21 protein-coding genes are annotated in these 20,852 nt (G+C 65.2%); 8 read left to right on the top strand and 13 right to left on the bottom strand.

The window, feature by feature from the left end; genetic code table 11:
• The first annotated feature begins 74 nt into the window (after positions 1 to 74).
• The 4 genes from AB7G19_RS02150 to AB7G19_RS02165 all read left to right on the top strand — a co-directional run bounded on the left by AB7G19_RS02150 (position 75) and on the right by AB7G19_RS02165 (position 4,752).
• Positions 75 to 950 (top strand): F0F1 ATP synthase subunit gamma, encoded by an 876-nt coding sequence (locus tag AB7G19_RS02150; RefSeq protein WP_063980423.1) that lies wholly within the window; start codon positions 75 to 77, stop codon positions 948 to 950.
• Between the two features lie 54 nt (positions 951 to 1,004).
• A complete protein-coding gene (atpD, locus tag AB7G19_RS02155; protein WP_063980424.1) occupies positions 1,005 to 2,447 on the top strand; it encodes a F0F1 ATP synthase subunit beta in 1,443 nt (480 codons plus the stop codon).
• Between the two features lie 89 nt (positions 2,448 to 2,536).
• Positions 2,537 to 2,944, top strand: coding sequence for a F0F1 ATP synthase subunit epsilon (locus AB7G19_RS02160; RefSeq protein ID WP_071908637.1), 408 nt, complete (start codon positions 2,537 to 2,539; stop codon positions 2,942 to 2,944).
• A gap of 149 nt (positions 2,945 to 3,093) precedes the next feature.
• Entirely contained in the window at positions 3,094 to 4,752 is a 1,659-nt protein-coding gene (locus AB7G19_RS02165) for an adenylate/guanylate cyclase domain-containing protein (RefSeq protein ID WP_085399707.1), read from the top strand.
• 136 nt (positions 4,753 to 4,888) lie between these two features.
• On the opposite strand, the gene AB7G19_RS02170 is transcribed toward AB7G19_RS02165, so the two are convergent.
• The 9 genes from AB7G19_RS02170 to AB7G19_RS02210 form a co-directional block, all read right to left on the bottom strand.
• Positions 4,889 to 5,389 (bottom strand): RNA pyrophosphohydrolase, encoded by a 501-nt coding sequence (locus AB7G19_RS02170; RefSeq protein WP_063985996.1) that lies wholly within the window; start codon positions 5,387 to 5,389, stop codon positions 4,889 to 4,891.
• A 63-nt stretch (positions 5,390 to 5,452) separates the two neighbouring features.
• Complete coding sequence (locus tag AB7G19_RS02175) at positions 5,453 to 5,956, bottom strand: RNA pyrophosphohydrolase (protein ID WP_063980427.1); 504 nt, start codon at positions 5,954 to 5,956, stop codon at positions 5,453 to 5,455.
• Positions 5,957 to 6,028: 72 nt separating this feature from the next.
• Positions 6,029 to 7,252 (bottom strand): divergent polysaccharide deacetylase family protein, encoded by a 1,224-nt coding sequence (locus tag AB7G19_RS02180; RefSeq protein WP_085399706.1) that lies wholly within the window; start codon positions 7,250 to 7,252, stop codon positions 6,029 to 6,031.
• A gap of 145 nt (positions 7,253 to 7,397) precedes the next feature.
• Positions 7,398 to 8,753 (bottom strand): S41 family peptidase, encoded by a 1,356-nt coding sequence (locus tag AB7G19_RS02185; protein ID WP_014490597.1) that lies wholly within the window; start codon positions 8,751 to 8,753, stop codon positions 7,398 to 7,400.
• A complete protein-coding gene (locus AB7G19_RS02190; protein ID WP_085399705.1) occupies positions 8,750 to 10,087 on the bottom strand; it encodes a murein hydrolase activator EnvC family protein in 1,338 nt (445 codons plus the stop codon). The genes AB7G19_RS02185 and AB7G19_RS02190 overlap by 4 nt, the downstream gene beginning before the upstream one ends.
• Before the next feature lie 32 nt (positions 10,088 to 10,119).
• Positions 10,120 to 10,602: a 23S rRNA (pseudouridine(1915)-N(3))-methyltransferase RlmH gene (rlmH, locus tag AB7G19_RS02195; RefSeq protein ID WP_135215820.1), complete on the bottom strand. Its 483-nt coding sequence runs from the start codon at positions 10,600 to 10,602 to the stop codon at positions 10,120 to 10,122.
• A 93-nt stretch (positions 10,603 to 10,695) separates the two neighbouring features.
• Entirely contained in the window at positions 10,696 to 11,052 is a 357-nt protein-coding gene (gene rsfS, locus AB7G19_RS02200; protein ID WP_014490594.1) for a ribosome silencing factor, read from the bottom strand.
• A 208-nt stretch (positions 11,053 to 11,260) separates the two neighbouring features.
• Positions 11,261 to 11,905: a nicotinate-nucleotide adenylyltransferase gene (locus tag AB7G19_RS02205; RefSeq protein ID WP_085399703.1), complete on the bottom strand. Its 645-nt coding sequence runs from the start codon at positions 11,903 to 11,905 to the stop codon at positions 11,261 to 11,263.
• 23 nt (positions 11,906 to 11,928) lie between these two features.
• On the bottom strand, positions 11,929 to 13,224 hold the full coding sequence (locus AB7G19_RS02210; RefSeq protein ID WP_085399702.1) for a glutamate-5-semialdehyde dehydrogenase: 1,296 nt from the start codon (positions 13,222 to 13,224) through the stop codon (positions 11,929 to 11,931).
• A gap of 194 nt (positions 13,225 to 13,418) precedes the next feature.
• Here AB7G19_RS02210 and AB7G19_RS02215 point away from each other — a divergent pair, with 194 nt between their 5' ends.
• Both AB7G19_RS02215 and AB7G19_RS02220 read left to right on the top strand, forming a co-directional pair.
• Positions 13,419 to 13,697 carry a type II toxin-antitoxin system ParD family antitoxin gene (locus AB7G19_RS02215; protein ID WP_063980433.1) on the top strand — a complete coding sequence of 93 codons (279 nt, stop codon included), beginning with the start codon at positions 13,419 to 13,421 and terminating at the stop codon, positions 13,695 to 13,697.
• Positions 13,687 to 13,983, top strand: coding sequence for a type II toxin-antitoxin system RelE/ParE family toxin (locus AB7G19_RS02220; protein ID WP_063980434.1), 297 nt, complete (start codon positions 13,687 to 13,689; stop codon positions 13,981 to 13,983). The genes AB7G19_RS02215 and AB7G19_RS02220 overlap by 11 nt, the downstream gene beginning before the upstream one ends.
• Before the next feature lie 19 nt (positions 13,984 to 14,002).
• Here AB7G19_RS02220 and proB read toward each other — a convergent pair whose 3' ends face one another.
• Entirely contained in the window at positions 14,003 to 15,124 is a 1,122-nt protein-coding gene (proB, locus tag AB7G19_RS02225) for a glutamate 5-kinase (RefSeq protein WP_085399701.1), read from the bottom strand.
• A gap of 195 nt (positions 15,125 to 15,319) precedes the next feature.
• Here proB and AB7G19_RS02230 point away from each other — a divergent pair, with 195 nt between their 5' ends.
• On the top strand, positions 15,320 to 16,285 hold the full coding sequence (locus tag AB7G19_RS02230) for a Bug family tripartite tricarboxylate transporter substrate binding protein (protein ID WP_085399700.1): 966 nt from the start codon (positions 15,320 to 15,322) through the stop codon (positions 16,283 to 16,285).
• 134 nt (positions 16,286 to 16,419) lie between these two features.
• On the opposite strand, the gene AB7G19_RS02235 is transcribed toward AB7G19_RS02230, so the two are convergent.
• From AB7G19_RS02235 to AB7G19_RS02245, 3 genes are all read right to left on the bottom strand, one after another.
• Complete coding sequence (locus tag AB7G19_RS02235; RefSeq protein ID WP_354079804.1) at positions 16,420 to 18,054, bottom strand: alkaline phosphatase family protein; 1,635 nt, start codon at positions 18,052 to 18,054, stop codon at positions 16,420 to 16,422.
• Between the two features lie 82 nt (positions 18,055 to 18,136).
• A complete protein-coding gene (gene obgE / locus AB7G19_RS02240) occupies positions 18,137 to 19,177 on the bottom strand; it encodes a GTPase ObgE (protein WP_085399699.1) in 1,041 nt (346 codons plus the stop codon).
• An 85-nt stretch (positions 19,178 to 19,262) separates the two neighbouring features.
• The gene (locus AB7G19_RS02245; RefSeq protein ID WP_085399717.1) at positions 19,263 to 19,745 is read right to left on the bottom strand and encodes a MaoC family dehydratase; all 483 of its coding nucleotides are present in this window, start codon (positions 19,743 to 19,745) and stop codon (positions 19,263 to 19,265) included.
• Between the two features lie 118 nt (positions 19,746 to 19,863).
• On the opposite strand from AB7G19_RS02245, the gene AB7G19_RS02250 reads away from it, so the two are divergent.
• Positions 19,864 to 20,778: a DMT family transporter gene (locus AB7G19_RS02250; RefSeq protein WP_441267676.1), complete on the top strand. Its 915-nt coding sequence runs from the start codon at positions 19,864 to 19,866 to the stop codon at positions 20,776 to 20,778.
• Positions 20,779 to 20,852 lie beyond the last annotated feature (74 nt).

The raw sequence follows: 20,852 nt of genomic DNA on the forward strand, positions 1-20,852 counted from the left end.
CCGGGGCGAGCCCGGGCATGACGACTGGATAGGTTTGCGATCAGGCCAAAGGGTCGGATCGTCGGGGACGAAGAATGGCGTCACTTAAAGACATGCGCGTCCGCATCGCCTCCACCAAGGCGACGCAGAAGATCACCAAGGCGATGCAGATGGTCGCGGCGTCGAGGTTGCGCCGTGCCCAGCAAGCGGCCGAGGCGGCGCGGCCCTATGCCGACAAGATGAGCGCGGTGATCTCCAACATCGCCAGCGCCGCTGCGGGTTCGCCCGGCGCGCCGGCGCTGCTGGCCGGCACCGGCAGGGACCAGGTCCACCTGCTGCTGGTCTGCACCGGCGAGCGCGGTCTGTCCGGCGCCTTCAACTCCTCGATCGTGCGCCTCGCCCGCGAGCGCGCCCAGGCGCTGATCGCGCAGGGCAAGGAAGTGAAATTCTTCTGTGTCGGCCGCAAGGGCTATGAGCAGCTCCGCCGCCTGTTCGACAAGCAGATCGTCGAGCACCTCGACCTGCGTAGCGTTCGTCAGCTCGGCTTCGTCAACGCCGAGGACATCGCCAAGAAGGTGCTGGCCCGTTTCGACAACGGTGAGTTCGACGTCTGCACGCTGTTCTACGCGCAGTTCAAGTCGGTGATCGCCCAGATCCCGACCGCGCAGCAGATCATCCCGCTGGTCGTCGAGGAAAAGGCGGCGAACGCGCCGACGACGTCCTACGATTACGAGCCGGAGGAGGACGAACTGCTGTCCGGCCTGTTGCCGCGCAACATCGCGGTGCAGATCTTCCGCGCGCTGCTGGAAAACAACGCTTCGTTCTATGGCGCGCAGATGAGCTCGATGGACAACGCCACCCGCAATGCCGGCGAAATGATCCGCAAGCAAACCCAGATCTACAACCGAACCCGTCAAGCCCAGATCACCAAGGAGCTGATCGAGATCATCTCCGGCGCCGAGGCGGTCTGACGCACGAACCAAACGACGGTCGTTCAAGTCCAGAATTTCGAAGGAGAGCTATTCATGGCTACAGCAGCTAACCAGGTCGGTCGCGTCACCCAGGTCATGGGCGCCGTCGTCGACGTGCAGTTCGAGGGCCACCTGCCCGCCATTCTCAATTCGCTGGAAACCCGGAACGGCAACATCCGCCTCGTGCTGGAAGTTGCGCAGCATCTCGGTGAGTCCACCGTCCGTACGATCGCGATGGACGTGACCGAAGGTCTGGTGCGCGGCCAGGAAGTGACCGACACCGGCCAGCCGATCGCGGTTCCGGTGGGTGACGGTACGCTCGGCCGCATCATGAACGTGATCGGCGAGCCGATCGACGAAGCCGGCCCGATCAAGTCCGAAGGTCTCCGCGCCATCCACCAGGAAGCGCCGAGCTACACCGACCAGTCGACCGAAGCTGAAATTCTCGTCACCGGCATCAAGGTCGTCGATCTTCTTGCTCCGTATGCGAAGGGCGGCAAGATCGGCCTGTTCGGCGGCGCCGGCGTCGGCAAGACCGTGCTGATTCAGGAGCTGATCAACAACGTCGCGAAGGCGCACGGTGGTTACTCCGTGTTCGCCGGCGTCGGCGAGCGTACCCGCGAAGGCAACGACCTCTATCACGAGTTCATCGAGTCCAAGGTCAACGCCGATCCGCACAATCCGGATCCGAGCGTGAAATCCAAGTGCGCGCTGGTGTTCGGCCAGATGAACGAGCCGCCGGGCGCCCGCGCCCGCGTCGGCCTCACCGGTCTCACCGTCGCCGAGCACTTCCGCGACCAGGGTCAGGACGTGCTGTTCTTCGTCGACAACATCTTCCGCTTCACCCAGGCCGGCTCGGAAGTGTCGGCGCTGCTCGGCCGTATTCCTTCGGCGGTGGGTTATCAGCCGACGCTCGCCACCGACATGGGCGCGCTCCAGGAGCGCATCACCACCACGCAGAAGGGCTCGATCACCTCGGTGCAGGCCATCTACGTTCCGGCCGACGACTTGACCGACCCGGCGCCCGCGACCTCGTTCGCGCATCTGGACGCGACCACGGTGTTGAACCGCGCGATCTCGGAAAAGGGCATCTACCCCGCGGTGGACCCGCTCGACTCGACCTCGCGCATGCTCTCGCCGCTCGTCGTCGGCCAAGAGCACTACGACACCGCGCGTCAGGTCCAGCAGGTGCTGCAGCGCTACAAGTCGCTCCAAGACATCATCGCCATTCTCGGCATGGACGAGCTTTCGGAAGAGGACAAGCTGACGGTGGCCCGCGCCCGCAAGATCGAGCGCTTCCTGTCGCAGCCGTTCCACGTCGCCGAAATCTTCACCGGCTCGCCCGGCAAGTTCGTCGACCTCGCGGACACCATCAAGGGCTTCCGCGGCCTCTGCGAAGGCAAGTATGACCACCTGCCGGAAGCAGCCTTCTACATGGTCGGCACCATCGAAGAGGCAGTCGAGAAGGGCAAGAAGCTGGCGGCGGAAGCCGCCTAAGCTGGCGAATAGCGAATGGCGAGTAGAATCTATTCGCCATTCGCTGCTCGCCACTCGCGCGTTCGCTACTCACCATTCGCAGGTTTCCAATGGCCACCATCCACTTCGATCTCGTCTCGCCGGAAAAGCTCGCATTCTCGGGTCAGGTCGATCAGGTCGATATCCCCGGCGTCGAGGGTGACTTCGGCGTGCTGGCGGGACATGCGCCGGTCGTGGCTGCGATCCGGCCCGGCATCCTCACCGTGACCACGGGCGGCAGGCACGTGAAGATCATCGTGCTCGGCGGTATCGCCGAAGTCTCCGAGAAGGGCCTCACCGTGCTCGCCGACGTCGCGACGTCGCTCGACGAACTCGACCGTGCCCAGTTCGCCGCGACCATCTCCGAGATGGAAGACGGCCTGAAGGAGCACGAAGGCGGCGAGCTCGATCAGGCCATCGAGCGGCTCGACCACTTCAAGAGCATCCAGCAGCAGCTCAACAGCACGGCTATGCACTAAGCCCCGGTGCACTGCTCCGGGGCTCAAGCTACAAATTCCTGAACAGGTTCAGCGCTCGTCACGGAAGTGGCGGGCGCTGAAACTTTGTTGCACCGCGCCGCCGATAGCGGCATTCTGCGCCCGCGAATTTGTTTCGGGGCTGGCAGCAGATGAAACGCAAGATCGCAGCGATTTTCGCAGCCGATATTGCCGGTTACTCAAGACTGGTCGCGGAAGACGAAGAGGAGACGCTGCGGCGTCTCGCCTCCTATCGCGAGGTCATCGACGACTTCATCGCGAAAGCCAACGGACGCATCTTCAACACGGCGGGCGACGCCGTGCTCGCGGAATTTCCGAGCGCGGTCGATGCGGTGCGCTGCGCGATCGACATCCAGGAATCCCTGCGAACCCGCAACATGGCCTATCCGCCGAGCCGGCAGATGTCGTTCCGCATCGGCATCACCATCGGTGACGTGGTCGAGCGCAACGGCGATCTGCTCGGTGACGGCGTCAATATCGCCGCCCGGCTCGAAGGCCTCGCCGAGGTCGGCGGCATCTGCGTCTCCCGCGCCGTGCACGAGCAGGTCGCCAACAAGCTGTCGGTGCAGTTCGCCGACATCGGCGCGCAGGAGGTCAAGAACATCCCGACGCCGGTGCACGCCTACATGGTGGCGATGCGGCGCGAGGACGGCACTTACGCCACGCCGAAAGTGAAGAAGCCCGCCTCCAAGCTGGCCGCGGCACCGGTGTGGATGTGGCCGCTGGTGGTCGCCGTCGTCTCGGTCGTCGCCATCCTTGTCACCGGCTTCCTCTACAACACCAAGCTCAAGCAGGCGGTCACCGCCGCGGCCGCGCCGGCCGCGACGCCGAGCGCAGCGCCGGCAGATGCCGTGGCGCCGAGCCCGATGCCGACCCAGATGGCAAAGGCGCCGATGGCTCCGATGAGCCCAGCCGGCGCTGCGATGGCGCCGATGCCTGCGCCCTCGCCATCCGCCGCGCCGCTGTCAGGCAAGCTTGCCGTCGACAGCGTGCCCTTCATCAACGAGCGCATCCGCAACTATCTGGCCGGCGACTATTCCGCCTCCGGCGACTACAAGGCCTTCGCGCTCAATATCGGCGGCTTCACAGGCGCGGCGTTGAACCAGCCGACCGAGGAAGCCGCGCGCAACATGGCGCTCGAGCAATGCCAGAAGCGCGCCGATGCCGCGCAATCGCCGCGGCGCTGCGAGCTCTATGCGGTCGGCAACGACGTCGTCTACACGCACGGCAAGCCGCCGATGCCGCCGCAGCCCTGGGTGCGCCACGACGCCATGACCGAGCGGGCCTTCGTGCCGAAAGATTTTCCTATGGTGCGCGATCCGGCAAAAGTCCGGCTCGAGAACATGTTCGTGCCGGCGGCGAAATCCCGCGCGATCGCGCTCGGGCCGGGCGGTCAATATTTCATGGTGCTGGGCGCGTCATCCGTCGACGATTCGGCGCGGCGTTCGCTGGAATCGTGCGGCGCCATCGCCGGCATGGCCTGTCTGATCGTCGCGGTCGACGACAATTTCGTCGTGCCGATCCCGACCCTGCTTAGGATCACCGGCTTCTTCCATGCCGCTTCCAACGCCTCGATCGCCGCCGACGCGCGCGCCGAGGTCGTGCGCAAGCTCGCCGATGGCATGGGCTGGAACGCAGTCGCGGTCGGGACCGCGGGCCGGCCGGGCCTCGGCCTGAAGGCCGCGGACGAGCAGACCGCCGTCAATTCCGCGCTCGCCGACTGCGCCAAGCGCGACAGCGATTGCCACGTCATCGCGATCGGCCCGTTCACGGTCGGACCGACCAATTAGAGCTTGCTGGACATAGGCCGGCACGACGATTGCGCCGTGCGGCCGATTCTCTCCGACGCTTCAAAAACTTCGCAACGACCACCGCCCACCGCGCCTGCAATCGCCGGCTACTGTGCATGGGGTTGTTTTCGCGGTTTTAGTTTGCGAAGGGCGCAAACTGCTGCGCGACCGCGCGGTAGACGTCGCGACGGAACGGCACCACGAACTCGGTGACGCGGTCGAGCCGCTCCCAGCGCCAGGCGTCGAACTCCGCGGGCTGTTCGTTGCGCGGCGTCAGCGGATCGATCTCGTCATCGCGACCGGTGAAGCGCAGCGCGAACCATTTCTGGCGCTGCCCGCGGAACTTCGCCAGCCGGTGCGTCTGCGGCCCGTCATAGGGCGGGAACTCGTAAGTCAGCCAGTCTGTCTCGCCGAGATAGTCCGCACTCTTGACGCTGGTCTCTTCCCAAAGTTCGCGCAGCGCCGCATCGCGCAGGTTCTCGCCCTCATCGACACCACCTTGCGGCATCTGCCAGTCGAGGCCCGGCAGGATGATCTCGGGGCCGTCGCCCTTGAAGCGGTGGCCGATCAGCACGCGGCCATCGGCATTGAAGAGGGCGATCCCCACGTTGGGACGGTAGGGTTTTTGATTGGTCACGCGCGCGTCTTTCATCGTCATTCCGGCGATGCATTAGCACCGAACCCGGGATGACGATTTGATTTATTCATCCGCCAGCGCGGAAAATTCCTTCACCACGCGCTCATAGACCGGGCGCTTGAACGGGATGATCAAACCGGTCAGGTTCTTCATCGGCTCCCAGCGCCAGCTCACGAACTCGGCCTTGTGGCCGCCGCCGGGTTTCTCGACATTGATCTCGCTGTCCTTGCCGGTGAACCGGACCGCGAACCATTTCTGGCGCTGGCCGCGATAGCGGCCCTTCCAGGCGCGCCCGGCAACCGTGCGCGGGATGTCGTAGACGAGCCAGTCCGGGACCTCGCCGAGCCGCTCGACCGAGCGCACGCTGGTCTCCTCATAGAGCTCACGCTTGGCGGCATCCCAGGTGTCCTCACCGGGATCGACGCCGCCCTGCGGCATCTGCCAGACATGGGCGTCGTCGACATGCTCGATGCCACCGGCGCGGCGGCCGATGAACACCAGACCCTTCATGTTGATCAGCATCACACCGACGCAGGTACGGTAGGGCAGATCCTCGTAACGTGCCATTCCGCCAGACCTCTCGCGTGCTTTTGGTGGGTATGCCGGTCCCGAGGGCCCGTAACGTACCAATCCGTTGATTTAGCTAGATTTTGATTTCAGCATCGCGGTTGTCAACGGCACCAAAAGGATACCACGGTCGCTCAATGTCTTGGTCCAGCTGCTGATGCGCTCGATCGAGACCGGCAGGGCGGAGGCGGTGCCGATTGCGACGCCGCGCTCGCGCGCCATTGATTCGAGCTTGTTCAGGGCGCGGTCGATCTCTGCCGGGGTCGGCACCACGTCGATCGCGATATCGCCCTTGCCGAACGGCATCGCCTGGCTGCCCGCGGCCTGGGGCGCGATGCTGCGCGGCGAGGAGCCGTCGTCGAAGAAGCCGAGGCCGCGCTTGGCCGCCTCGCGGATGATCGGCTGCATCGCGGCGTCGGTCGCCACGAAGCGGGCGCCCATGAAATTGGTGAGGCCGGCATAGCCCTGCATCCGGCTCAGGTGCCAGTACAGGCGGTCCATGTTCTGGTCGGTGGTGAGCGAGGTCAGCAGCGTCTGCGGGCCCGGGTCGTTGTCCGGGAAGTCGTAGGGCTCCATCGGGATCTGGAGGAAGATCTCGTGGCGCTGGGCGCGGGCCCGCTCGGCGAGCTTGCCGGGGTCGGCACCATAGGGCGTGAAGGCCAGCGTCACCGCCGGCGGCAGCCGCATGATCGCGTCGGTGGTCTTGGCCGCGCCGACGCCGAGGCCGCCGATCAGGATCGCGACCACGGGCATCTTCGCCGCCTTGGCGCGGTCGGCATCCGCCGCGTAGACGTTGAACGGCTTCGCGCCCTCGGCCGTCACGGGGATCATGCCGTAGCGCGATTTTTCCAGCAGTTTTGGGTCGATCCCGGTCATGACGGGCGGTGGGGCGGAGGCGGCCGCCGCGTCGCCTTTGTCGGCGGCATCGCCGCCACCGATCACCACGTCGTGGCGCGTGCCGGTGGAACCGTCGATCATGGTGACGGTCTTCTGCTCGCCCGCCTGCTTCGGCGCCTCCTTGGCCTCGTGCTTGCTCTCCGGCTTGCTCTCCTGGCCAGGGCTCGCGGCGGCCGGCTTCTCGTCGGTGGCCCTGGGCTCGCGGATCGCAATTCGCGTCATCGGCTCGCCGCCGAGCGGATCCTTGTTGAAGACGGCGAAGCCGGCGAAGGCGACCAGGAACAGGCCGAGCATGACCGCGAGGGCCTGCATGGCTGTGAACGGCAGCCGCAGCCGCCGTTTCCGGCGCGGCTTGTCCTGTCCGAGCGGGGCGCTCAGATCATCGGCCGTTTCAGTCATGCGAGATCCCGAATCACTCCCGCCGACGATACCACGCCGAGGTCAAGCGGCGGCAGGCCGGGATAGGCCGGGGGTAGCAGGAGCCCCAAGCAAAAAGGGCGGCTCCCGGAGCCGCCCTTTTCGAGAGATGAGATGACGCGCCGACTTAGTTCGCCGCTTTGGGCTTGTCGGTCGTGGCCTTGTTGTCGCCCGGCGTCGGCGCCGCGGAGGCGCTGTTCTTGATGCCGTGGAGCAGATCGTCCGCGAGCTTGAGCGCCTTGTCGTCCTTGGCGTCCGGCGGGACGTAGGACTGCGAGCCGGTCTTCTCGTCGCCGTCGTTCTTGAGATGGCCGCGCAGCGAAGCCTCGCCCTTGGTGTCGGTGCGCGACTTCAGCTCGTCCGGCACGTCCTGGAGCACTTCGATGTCGGGCACGATGCCCTTGGCCTGGATCGACTTGCCCGACGGCGTGTAGTAGCGCGCCGTGGTCAGGCGCAGCGCGCCGTTGCCAGAGCCGAGCGGAATGATCGTCTGCACCGAGCCCTTGCCGAACGAGCGCGTGCCGACGATGGTCGCGCGCTTGTGGTCCTGCAGCGCGCCGGCGACGATTTCCGATGCCGAAGCGGAACCGCCATTGACCAGCACGATGACAGGCTTGCCCTTGGTGAGGTCGCCCGCATGCGCGGTGCGGCGCTGGGTCTCCTCGGCATTGCGGCCACGGGTCGAGACGATCTCGCCCTTCTCCAGGAACGAGTCGGAGACGGTGACCGCTTCCTCGAGCAGGCCGCCCGGGTTGTTGCGGAGGTCGATGATGTAGCCCTTGAGCTTGTCGCCGATCTGATTCGAGAGGTTGGCGACCTCGCGCTTCAGGCCTTCGGTGGTCTGCTCGTTGAAGGTGGTGATGCGGATATAGGCGATGTCGTCGGCCTCGATGCGCGCGCGCACCGAGCGGACGCGAATGTTGTCGCGCACCAGGGTGACGTCGATCGGATTGTCCTGGCCCTTGCGGATGATCTTGAGCTTGATCTTGGTGTTGACCGGACCGCGCATCTTCTCGACCGCCTGGTTCAGGGTCAGGCCCTGCACGGCTTCGTCGTCGAGATTGGTGATGATGTCGTTGGCCATGACGCCGGCGCGCGAAGCGGGGGTGTCGTCGATCGGCGAGACCACCTTGATCAGGCCGTCCTCCATCGTGACTTCGATGCCGAGGCCGCCGAACTCACCGCGGGTCTGCACCTGCATGTCGCGGAAGCTCTTGGCGTCCATGTAGCTCGAATGCGGATCGAGGCCGGTGAGCATGCCGCTGATGGCGGATTCGATCAGCTTCGTGTCATCGGGCTTCTCGACATAGTCCGAGCGCACGCGCTCGAACACATCGCCGAACAGATTGAGCTGGCGATAGGTGTCTGCAGTTGCGGCTCGCGCGCTGGAGCCCATGAAGACCGCGCGCGGCTGGGTCACGAACAGCGTCAGCGCAGCACCGGTGGCCGCGCTGAGGAGGATAACTGAAGTCTTGCGCATCATCCGCGAACCTTCTCGCCTTCATTTGCGGCCCACCATGGGCCTGGATCGATTGGAGTGCCGTCCTTACGGAACTCGACATACAGCACAGGTTGACTCGCGTTCGTGGCGAGAATGGAGGCGACTTGAGAGGTCGACCCCATGGTCGCGACCGGTTCCCCCGTGAGCACAAACTGACCGATGTTAACCGAAATGCGCTCCATCCCGGCGATCAGGACATGATACCCGCCCCCGGCGTTGAGGATCAAGAGTTGTCCATAGCTGCGGAACGGGCCGGAATAGACAACCCAGCCATCACACGGCGTCGTGACCTGGGAGCCGGGCCTGGTTGCCAGCGAAATGCCCTTCTGGACACCGCCGACCCCATCGGAACCGCCAAAATCCCTGATCTTGTTACCGTTAACCGGCAGTGGCAGGAGCCCCTTGGCCGCGGCGAAGGCGATCGCCGGGGTGGTCCGGGACCGGTCCTTGAAAGTGCCCGGACCGGGCTTGGCACTGGCGGCCGCCTTGGCCTCGGCCTGCTTGGCGGCCTCGGCCGCCTTCTCGGCGGCCTTGGCGGCGCTCTGCAGATCCTGCTCCATCTTGGTGATCAGCCCCTGGAGATCGCCGACCTGCCTGGAGAGCGCGATGGCGCGCGAGTTCTCGGCGTCGAGATCCTTTTCACGCGACGCCTGCTGGCGCTGCCGCTCGTCGACCAGGGCGGTAAGCCGGGTCTGGTCGTTGCGGACCTTGTCGCGGTCGATGGCAAGCTGGTCGCGTTCGGCGGCGATGTTCTTGCGCAAGGCCACGAGCTCGCCGAGGTCGCCCGCGAGCTTCTCGGCGCGGCCGCGCAATTCCGGCACCACGGCGCCGAGCAGCATGGCGGTGCGCAGTGATTGCAGCGCATCTTCTGGCCGCACCAACAGCGCCGGCGGCGTGCGCCGGCCGGCGCGCTGCAGGGCCGCCAGCACCTCGACGATGTCGGCGCGGCGCGACTCCAGCGAGGTGCGCATCTGCTGCTCGCGGCCGTTGAGCGAGCGCAGCCGCGCTTCGGCTTCGTCGATCTTGGTCTCGACGGTCCGCACATTGGCTGCGGTATCGATCAGCTGCTGATTGAGCTGGGTGCGGTCCTGGCCGAGCGAGGTGATCTCGGCCTTGAGCTTGGCCTGCGCTTCCTCGGCGCTCTTCTGCCTCGCGCGGGCGGCCTCGAGCTCCTGCTCGCGCTGCTTGATTGCATCGGGCGAGACAGCCGCCGTCTGTGGCGCGGGCGCAATTGTCTGACCTTGCGTCTGAGCTTGCGCGAGGCTTGCGCCCGTGACGCCGGCGATCAGCAGCAGGTTGAGGATCGGCGCTCGCATCGCTTTACGCAAAGGTGCTCGTTGTGCGCGCATCACGCGCGGTGATAGGGGTGGCCGGCCAGAATGGTGGCGGCCCGATAAAGCTGTTCCAGAAGCATGACGCGGACCATTTGGTGCGGCCAGGTCGCAGAGCCGAACGCGATCGCGAGCTTGGCCTTACGGCGCAATTCGGGCGAAAGTCCGTCCGCCCCTCCGATCACGAAGATAGTATGTCCGGCACCCTCGTCGCGCCAGCGCCCGAGGTGCCGTGCGAATACGGTGGAGTCGAGATTCTGGCCGCGCTCGTCCATCGCCACCAGGATCGATTTTTCCGGGATATGAGCACCGATCGCCGCGGCCTCTTCGGCCATCCGAGTCGCGGTGTCGCGCGCGCGGCTTTCGGGGATTTCGTGGATGCTGAGCTCGCGGAATCCGAGCTTGCGGCCGGCTTCGTCGAACCGCTCGAAATAGCGGTCGGCAAGCTCCCGTTCGGGGCCCTGCTTCAGCCGGCCCACCGCAATGACAGCAACGCGCATGATATCTTCAGGTCGTGTTTCAAGACCGCGCGCAATATGCGCGCGCACGACGCTAGCATGCGCGTCAGCCGATTCGAAATCGGCTCGATGAGCCTAGATCGCCTTCGCCGCCCCAGGGCCCTGGGTGTACAATCTCTCGAGATTGTAGAACTCGCGGACCTCGGGTCTGAACACGTGCACGATCACATCGCCGGAATCGATCAGCACCCAGTCGCAATTGGGCAAGCCCTCGACGTGGATGTTCCTGATGCCGTTTTCCTTGAGGCCTTTTGCGACGTTGTCCGCGATCGCGCCGACATGCCGGTTCACCCGGCCGGTGGTAACGATCATGTAGTCGGAGTACGCCGATTTGCCGCGAAGGTCGATGGTGACCGTCTCTTCCGCCTTCATGTCGTCGAGGCGGGAGAGGATCAGGCTCAGCGTCTTGTCGGCGTCGGGTTGCGCCTTCAAGGCCGCAGCTTTGGTCGATGTTTTACGCGCCGGTTTCGCTACCTTGGGTAAAACAGACTTGGACAATACAGATGTGGTCAGGGACCATTCCTTTCACTGTATCGCGAACGCCGAATCCGACGCTCACTGGTTACACTACATCATGTGGGGTTAAGGGTTTCAATATGCCAGAGAGTCCGAAATCCCCACAACGTCCACACACTCCGTCTCACTTCGGACCTTTCCAGCTCCCGTCCGGGTTCCGCAAGCCGGTCGAGGACAGGTTCAGTTTCAACCCCGTCAGAAAGACCCAGGCCGGCGCCGGCCGATCCGGAAGCAATGCCGCGTCCGTCTCGGGCACGCGGTAGCGTGCAAGGGCCTGGGCAGCGGGCGAGGCGAGGGCGCGAAAACTCTGCGGCGGGCGATCGATGACCGCAATCGGCACCTGGTCGGCGATGCGCCGCCAGTGCTGCCAACGATGGAATTGAGCGAGATTGTCGGCGCCCATGATCCAGACAAAGCGCAGGCCGCTGAGGCGGCGGCGCAAGGTGTTGATCGTGTCGATAGTATAGCGGGTACGAATGACGGATTCGAGACAGCTCACCTCGATCCTGGGATCGTCGGCGACGTCGCGCGCGGCCTGCATGCGCGCGCCGAGCTCATGCAGCGTGCCGTTCTCCTTCAGTGGATTGCCCGGCGTCACCAGCCACCACACGCGGTCGAGTCGGAGGCGTTTCAGCGTGAACTGGCTGATGGCGCGATGGGCCTCGTGCGGCGGATTGAACGAGCCGCCGAGCAGGCCGACGCGCATGCCTTCGGTGTAGGGCGGAATGGCCTGCGCGAAGAAACGTGGCGCGACGAAATTGTTACTCAATGCCCCACGCCTCGCGACATGACTTACGGCCGCGTCTGACCTGTGCCGTGGACGCGATATTTGAAGCTCGTGAGCTGCTCGGCGCCAACCGGACCACGGGCGTGGAATCGGCCGGTGGCGATGCCGATCTCGGCGCCGAAACCGAACTCGCCGCCATCGGCGAACTGCGTTGAGGCATTGTGCAGCACGATCGCGGAATCGACCTCGCTCAGGAATTTCCTCGCAGCAGCCTCATCCGCGCTCACGATCGCGTCGGTGTGATGCGAGCCGTGGTTCTGGATATGCGCGATCGCGCCGTCGACACCGTCCACCACCTTCGCCGCGATGATCGCGTCAAGATATTCAGTGTCCCAATCGTCTTCGCTGGCAGCCTTGACGCGCGCATCGGTCTTCTGCACGGCGTCGTCGCCGCGCACTTCGCAGCCGGCCTCGATCAGCATCTCGACCAGCGGCTTCAGGTTTTTGGCGGCGGCGGCGCGATCGACCAGCAGCGTCTCGGCCGCGCCGCAGACGCCGGTGCGGCGCATCTTGGCGTTGAGCACGATCGACTTCGCCATGGCGAGGTCGGCGCTGGCATCGATATAGACGTGGTTGACGCCTTCGAGATGCGCGAACACGGGCACGCGGGCCTCCTGCTCGACGCGCGCGACGAGGCTCTTGCCTCCGCGCGGAACGATCACGTCGATGGCGCCGTCCAGCCCTGACAGCATCATGCCGACCGCCGCGCGGTCGCGCGTCGGCACCAGCGTGATCGCCGCTTCGGGGAGCCCGGCGTCACGCAGGCCCTGGACGAGACATTCATGGATCGCGCGGCACGAACGAAAACTGTCGGAGCCGCCGCGCAGGATCACGGCATTGCCGGATTTCAGGCACAGCACGCCGGCATCCGCCGCAACGTTCGGCCGGCTCTCGAAGATCACGCCGACGACGCCGAGCGGAACGCGCACGCGCTCGATGGTCATGCCGTTCGGCCGCTGCCAGCTCTCGGTGACGATGCCGATCGGATCGGCGATGCCGCGCACGATACCGATGCCCTCGGCCATCGACTCGACGCGCGCAGGTGTCAGTGTCAGGCGGTCGATGAAGGAGGCGATCATGGTGCCCGAGGCCCGGGCATCCGCGACGTCCTCGGCATTGGCGGCAAGGATCGCGGCAGAGTTCGCGCGGATCGCCCGCTCCATGGCCTCGAGCGCCCGGTTCTTCTGCTCCGGCGGCGCCAGCGCCAGCACGCGCGCGGCAGCGCGGGCACGGGCGGCGAGATCGGACATCAGCGCCTGGAGATCGGCATTGCCGTCGACGGCTTTGAGGGGGGCGGCCATGGAGAGTTCAACCTTCTGCTAAGGCAGTGTCCTAGCACGGAAATCCCGCGTCTGCGAAGGGTCGGGAGGGTATGGCTGGGGCCCGGTTCGCGCCGCCCGGTCGGCCAATGGCCTGGTTGCCCCCGAGGCCGGACGGATCCTTGCGAGACGCTCAAATATCAATAAATATCATTACTTGATAACGGAGCCGTTCCATGGCGAGCAGCTACAGCATTGGAAAGCATTTCGAGGACCTGATCGACGATCTGGTCGAGAGCGGCCGCTATGCCACCGCGAGCGAGGTCATGCGCGAAGGCCTTCGCCTAGTCGAGGAGCGTGAAGAGCGGCGCAGGGTCAAGCTGGAGGCGCTGCGGGAGGAAATCCAGAAGGGGTTTGACAGCGGACCAATGGAAGAGGTCGATGTCCAGGAATGGATGAACGACATCAAGGCGCGGGGACGGCAGCGACTGGCCGCGCGCAAACGTGGCGAATAGATTCCGCAAGGCCCCACAAGCCGACCAAGATCTAGATTCGATCTGGGATTTCATCGCGTCGGACAGCGTTCGGGCGGCCGACAAGCAGATCGCGCGCATCGGCGAGATTTTCGAGATGCTCGTGGAAAATCCCTTGGCTGGCCGCGAACGGCGAGAATTGCGCGACAGCCTGCGCAGCTTCCCCGTTGGCAATTACGTGATCTTCTATGTCCCGCTGCCCGATGGAGTCGAGATCGTCCGCGTGATGCACGGCCGCCAGGATATCGGCTCTGACGACATGCAATAGTTGGCGGACTTGCTCGTCCTTACCCACCCACCACCAGATCGTCGCGGTGGATCATCTCGGACCTCCCGCTGATGCCGAGGATGGCCATCACGTCCGGGGAGGAGCGGCCCTTGATCCGTTCGGCGACCTCGGCATCGTAGGCGATCAGGCCGCGGCCGACCTCGCTGGTATCAGGACCGCGCACGATCACCGCATCGCCGCGGGCGAACTGGCCTTCCACCTTGATCACGCCGGCCGGCAGCAGGCTGGCGCCGGCACGCAGCGCCGTCACGGCGCCGGCATCGATGGTCAGCGTGCCTTTCGGCTCCAGCGTGCCCGCAATCCACCGCTTGCGCGAGGTGATGGGGTTGGCCGGCGTCAGGAACCAGGTGCAGCGGCCGCCGTCGGCGATCGCCTGCAGGGGATGCTCGATCTTGCCCGAGGCGATCAGCATATGCGTGCCGCCTGTGGTCGCGATCTTGGCTGCCTCGACCTTGGTGCGCATGCCGCCGCGCGACAGCTCGGACTCGGCGTCGCCTGCCACGGCCTCGATCTCCGAGGAGATGCTGTCGACCACGGGAATGAGTTTTGCGTTCGGATTGTTCTTCGGCGGGGCATCGTAGAGCCCGTCGATGTCGGACAGCAGCACCAGCAAATCGGCGCTCGCCATGGTGGCGACGCGCGCGGCGAGGCGATCATTGTCGCCGTAGCGGATCTCGTTGGTGGCGACCGTGTCATTCTCGTTGATGACGGGGATCGCGCGCCATTCCAGCAGCTTGCCGATGGTGGAGCGCGCATTGAGATAGCGGCGGCGCTCCTCGGTGTCCTGGAGCGTGACCAGGATCTGCCCCGCGCCGATGCCGTGGGCGCCGAGCACCTCTGACCAGATCCGCGCTAGCGCGATCTGGCCGACGGCGGCGGCCGCCTGGCTCTCCTCCAACTTCAGCGGGCCACGCGGCAATTTCAGCCGGCTGCGGCCGAGCGCGATCGACCCGGAGGAGACGACGAGCACGTCGCGGCCCTCGCGATGCAGCTTGGCCATGTCGTCGGCGAGCGCGGCGAGCCAGGAGGCGCGCACCTCGCCCTTGTCGGAATCGACCAGCAGGGCGGAGCCGACCTTGACGACGATGCGGCGGAATTGACTGAGTTCGGGGCTGGGCATGTGTGTATGTGTTGGCGCGTGTGACGGACTGCTCTGCATCGGAAACGGCGGAGCGACAGGCGGCGCCGGTTAAGGCCTGCTTTTGCAGCAGGACGATGGCCGGCGCAAGGCGGCCGAAATGGTAAACGGCGCTTGTCCGGGACGCTCGCCTGGCTCTAATTGTCGCCAACCATAATGGGCTCAAAGAGGAAACCGATGGATCGCCGCAACTTCATCGCCGGATGTCTCGGGTTGCCGCTGTTGGCGCAGGCGGGCGGATCGCAAGCGCAGGCCGGGCTGACAAAGATGATCTTCCCGTTCGCGGCGGGAGCGGGCGGCGACACGCTGTGCCGGCTGATCGCGCAGGAGATGGCGCCGGCGCTGCAACGGACCATCGTCGTCGAGAACCGTACCGGCGGCGACGGCCAGATCGGTATCAAGGCGGTGAAGGGCGCGAGTGCCGACGGCAGCATGGTGCTGGTGACGACCGGGCCGACCATGTACCTGCTGCCGATGGTGGAGACGACGCCGAGCTTCGACACGGCGAAGGATTTCATGCCGGTGTCGCTGTTGGCGCGGTTCGAATTCGCAGTCGTGATCGGCCCGGCGATTGACGCTGCCGATTTCAAGTCATTCGTGGCGTGGCTGAAGGCGCATCCGGACAAGACGTCGTTCGGGGTGCCGAGCAACGGCACCATTCCGCATTTCATGGGCTCCAAGCTCGAGAAGGATCTCGGCATTCCCTTGACCCGCGTGCCCTATCGCGGGAGCGCGCCTATCCTCAACGATCTCATCGGCGGCCATCTGTCGTTCGGCATCGTGACATTGGCCGATGCGCTGCCGCAGCACCGCGCCAAGGGCGTGAAGATCATCGCGGTCGCGAGCGCGGAGCGTTCGCCCTTCGCACCCGAGGTGCCGACACTGAAGGAGAGCGGCATCGATCTCGTCGCGGACGCCTGGTACGGCATGTGGCTCCCCGCCGGCAGCCCGCCGGACTTCGCCAGCAAGCTCGGCGCAGCCGCAAGCGCTGCGCTCGCCAGGCCCGAGGTGAATGAGAAGCTCACCGCGATCGGGCTGATCCCGGTCGGCAGCAATGCGGATGGGCTGACCAAGGAGCTCGCCGCGAACACGGCGTTCTGGCAGCCGATCGTGAAGGCGACGGGGTACAAGATCGAGAATTGAACGCCGCGCGCTACTCTATCCCCTCATCCTGAGGAGCCGCGGAGCGGCATCTCGAAGGATGAAAGGCCCGGCTGTAGCAGCGGGGCCTGCATGGTTCGAGACGGCGCTGTCGCGCCTCCTCACCATGAGGGGTTTTAGAGCTTCGCGCGTTGCGCGATCCCGTCCTTGATCGACGCGAGCTCGGCTTCGTCCCAGACACCGATCAGGATCCCGCCCTTCACCTGGAGCTGGTTGTCGGCATAGTTCGCGATCTTCTCGCGCGGCGTGGTGATGTGGTCGTTGGGATGCAGCGCCCAGTCGAACAGCTCGGCCTGAAGGCGAGCGATGATGCCGGCACACTCCGGATCGTCGCCGCGATCCAGAAACTCGTCCGGATCGGCTTCGAGATCGTACAGCATCGGACGGAAGCCGGAGGCGTGGATGTATTTCCAGCGGCCGTCGAACACCATGAACAGGCGGCAGCGCTCGATCGGCTGGTTCAGCTTCAGCCGCACATCCTGCATGGCGTAGTCGTATTCGGAGAACGCGACCGTGCGCCAGTCGGACGGCCTCTCGCCGCGCAGCAGCGGCAGCAGCGAGCGCCCTTCGAGGATGTGGCCCGGCACCTTGCCGCCGAAATAATCGACGAAGGTCGGCGCGAGATCGATGCCTTCCACGAGCGCGTCGCTGCGGGTGCCACGCATGGCGTCGGCTTCCTTCGACGGATCGATGATGATCAACGGAATCTTCGCCGACTGTTCGTGGAACAGATCCTTCTCGCCCATCCAGTGATCGCCGAGATAGTCGCCATGATCGGACGTGAACACGATCATGGTGGTGTCCAGCAGGCCGCGCGCCTCCAAAAACTTCATCAGCACGCCCATCTGGTCGTCGATCTGGGTGATCAGGCCCATATAGGTCGGGATCACCTTCTCGCGAGCCTCGTCGCGCGCCATGTTGCGGGAGTAGCGCATGTCCATGTAGGCGCCGAACACCGGATGCGGATTCTGGCGTTCGCGCTCGGAGCGGATCGCCGGGATCATGTCATCGGTCGAATACATGCTCGCATAGGGCTCGGGCGCGATATAGGGCCAGTGCGGCTTGATGTAGGACAGGTGCAGGCACCACGGCCTGCCGTCGGTCTCGGCCTCGCTGATGAAGTCCATCGCGCGCCGCGTCATGTAGGGCGTTTCGGAATGCTCGTCCGGCACGCGCGCGGCCTTGTCGGCATGCACCAGCAGCCAGCCGTTCTGCAGGGAGCCGTCGTCCGCTGCGCCTGAATTCGCCCAATGCTCCCAGGGATTGGGCGCCTCGAATCCCTGGCTGCGCAGGTACTCATCGTATTTCGGGCGCGGCCGTCCCGTCGGATGCAGGCCGTCGTCACGCTCATAAGGCTCGAACCCGCATTCGGCGACGTGCACGCCGATCATCGATTCCGGCGGAATGCCAAGCGCCTTCATGCCCTCGAGATCGGGCGCCATGTGGGTCTTGCCGACCAGCACGTTGCGCACGCCGATCTTTTTGAGGTGGTCGCCGAGCGTGGGCTCGCCGACGCGCAGCGGCCAGCCGTTCCAGTGCGAGCCGTGCGAGCGCATGTAGCGCCCGGTGTAGAACGACATCCGCGACGGGCCGCAGATCGGCGACTGCACATACGCCTTGCTGAAGAGCACGCCACGCTTGGCCATGGCGTCGATGTTGGGCGTTTTCAGCGTGGGATGGCCGGTGCAGCCGAGATAGTCGTAGCGAAGCTGGTCGCACATGATCCAGAGAACGTTCTTCGCGCGCGCCATGCTTCGCCCCTGCCGTTTCTTGATCTTTTAATGCTGCGCTATCGCGCCAGCGAAGACAAGCGGGCCGCTTGAGCGCGTCGGATTACGCCGACCACGGCTCCGCTTCGGCCGCGCTCTTCGCCTTGGCCGATACCGGGGCCTCGCCGATCACTTCGACAAGCGCGCGCAACGCTTCCTTCACGCCGTCGCCGGTGATGCCGGAGAGCAGCAGCGGTGTCTTCTTGGCGGCGCGTTTCAGCCGGTCCTTCTGCTTCTTCAACTCGTCCGGCTCGACCGCGTCGATCTTGTTCAGCGCGACGATCTCGATCTTGTCGGTGAGCAGGCCGCCATAGGCATTGAGCTCGTTGCGAACCGTCTTGTAGGCCTTGCCGGCATGCTCGCAGGTCGCATCGACGAGATGCAGCAGCACGCGGCAGCGCTCGACATGGCCGAGGAAGCGGTCGCCGAGGCCGGCGCCTTCATGCGCGCCTTCGATCAGACCGGGAATGTCCGCCAGCACGAATTCGCGGCCGTCGGAATTCACGACGCCGAGTTGCGGATGCAGCGTGGTGAAGGGATAGTCGGCGATCTTCGGCTTCGCCGCGCTGACCTTGGAAAGGAAGGTCGATTTGCCGGCATTGGGCAGGCCGACCAGTCCGGCATCCGCGATCAGTTTCAGTCGCAGCCAGATCCAGCGCTCCTCGCCGGGCTGGCCGGGATTGGCGTTGCGTGGTGCGCGGTTGGTCGAGGACTTGAAATGCGCGTTGCCGAAGCCGCCATTGCCGCCCTCGGCCAGCACGAACTTCTCGCCGACATCAGTGAAGTCGTGGATCAGGGTCTCGCGGTCCTCGTCGAAGATCTGCGTGCCCACGGGGACCTTCAGCACGATCGCCTTGCCGTTTGCGCCATGACGGTCCGAGCCCGAGCCGTTCTCGCCCTTCTGGGCCTTGAAATGCTGCTGGTAGCGGTAGTCGATCAGCGTGTTGAGGCCGTCGGCGACCTCGAGGACCACGTTGCCGCCGCGGCCGCCATTGCCGCCGGAAGGACCGCCGAATTCGATGAACTTCTCGCGGCGGAACGCCACGCAGCCGTTCCCGCCGTCACCGGAGCGGATATAGACCTTTGCTTCGTCGAGGAATTTCATGGGCCATAGGTAGGGCAGGCGGTCCCGCGCGGCAACCCGGACTTATCCCTGAATCGGCCGAAATCCTGCGAATTTGGCCCCGTGCTTAACCCGCAGGCCGTCTCCGGATCAGGAATTTCTGCATCCCCTCCAGCACCAGCTCCTTGCGCTGGTTGAATACGGTGCTTTTGAGCGTCACCGCGCCGGTCGTGCGACCTGGCACCAGCTCCGTGACCTCGAGCGCGGGATAGATGGTGTCGTCGGCGAACACCGGTTTGAGGAACCGGCTCGATTGCTCGAGGAAGCCGACCAGGGAGTCCTCGACCATGAACGGAAACAGGCCCGCGCCGGGCGCCGTGTGGATCAAGGTCTGGAAGCCGTGGGCGAGCAGATGCGGCATGCCGCGGCTGCGGCAATATTCCACGTCGTAATGCACGGGATGGGTGTCGCCGCTCGCGGTCTGGAAGGCGGCGAACACCGCCGAGGTCTGGGTGCGGCTCGGCAGCACGAAGCGCTCGCCGACCACGAAATCCTCAAACCAGCGTTGCGCGGGGATCATGCGATGCCGCGTCGGGTCGAATTCGGTCATGTCCATTCTCTCTGGTTCGGGAGGCGTCTATCGCTATCGCGCCGCGAATAGTGCGACAATCCGTTCAATCAGCAGATGCGGGCTTGTCCGGCGCGCCCACGTGATTAAAACGGCGCCAATGCCCTTCTTCAAGAATCTCTCCGCCTATGACGACCGCTCCGCACGCCTTGCCGGCATTGCGCTGATGGTGCTGTCGATCTTCATGTTCTCGTTCGGCGACGCCATGGGCAAGTTCCTCGTCGGGACCTATTCAGTGGGGCAGCTCTTGTTCCTGCGCGCCTGCGCCGCGCTGCTGCTGCTGTCGCCGCTGGTCTGGCGGCAGCGCCACCAGTTCCTGCATCTGGAGCGGCCGCGCCTGCAGCTGTTTCGCGTCGTGCTGTCGACGCTGGAAGTGGCCGCTTTCTTCCTCGCGACGGTCTATCTGCCGCTCGCCGACGTCATCACCTATTATCTCGCGGGCCCCATCTTCGTCACCGCGATGTCGGCGATCTTTCTGGGCGAGAAGGTCGGCTGGCGGCGCTGGACGGCGATCCTGATCGGCTTCTGCGGCGTGCTGATCGCGTTGCGGCCGTCGGCCCAGACGGTCAGCCTGCCGGCGCTGATCGCGCTCGGCGGCAGTCTGTCGTTTGCGACCCTGATGCTGATCACGCGCAGCCTGCGCAAGACGCCCGATATCGTGATGGCGTCGTCGCAATTCATCGGCACGTTCTCGCTGGGTGCCGTGCTGTCGGCATTCCACTGGGTGCCGCCGACACCGGGCAGCCTCGCGATCTTCGCGCTGGCGGGGTGCGTCTCGGTGACGGCGCTGCTCTGCGTCAACCGCTCGCTCAAGCTGGCACCGGCGAGCGTCGTGGTGCCATATCAATATTCGATGATCGTCTGGGCCGTGATCTTCGGCTTCGTCGTGTTCGGCGACGTGCCGTCGATTGCCACCATCATCGGCGCCGCCATCATCATCGGCGCTGGGTTCTACATCTACTTGCGCGAACGCGATCTCGGCCGCCCGAGCAACGAGGTGAATCCGCCAGCGTAGCTGCAGCCACACCGTCGTCCCGGGGCGCGCGAAGCGCGAGCCCGGGACCCATACCCACAGGACGTCGTTTTGCG

It is taken from the genome of Bradyrhizobium sp. 215_C5_N1_1 (assembly GCF_052075935.1).
Lineage (GTDB): Bacteria > Pseudomonadota > Alphaproteobacteria > Rhizobiales > Xanthobacteraceae > Bradyrhizobium > Bradyrhizobium barranii.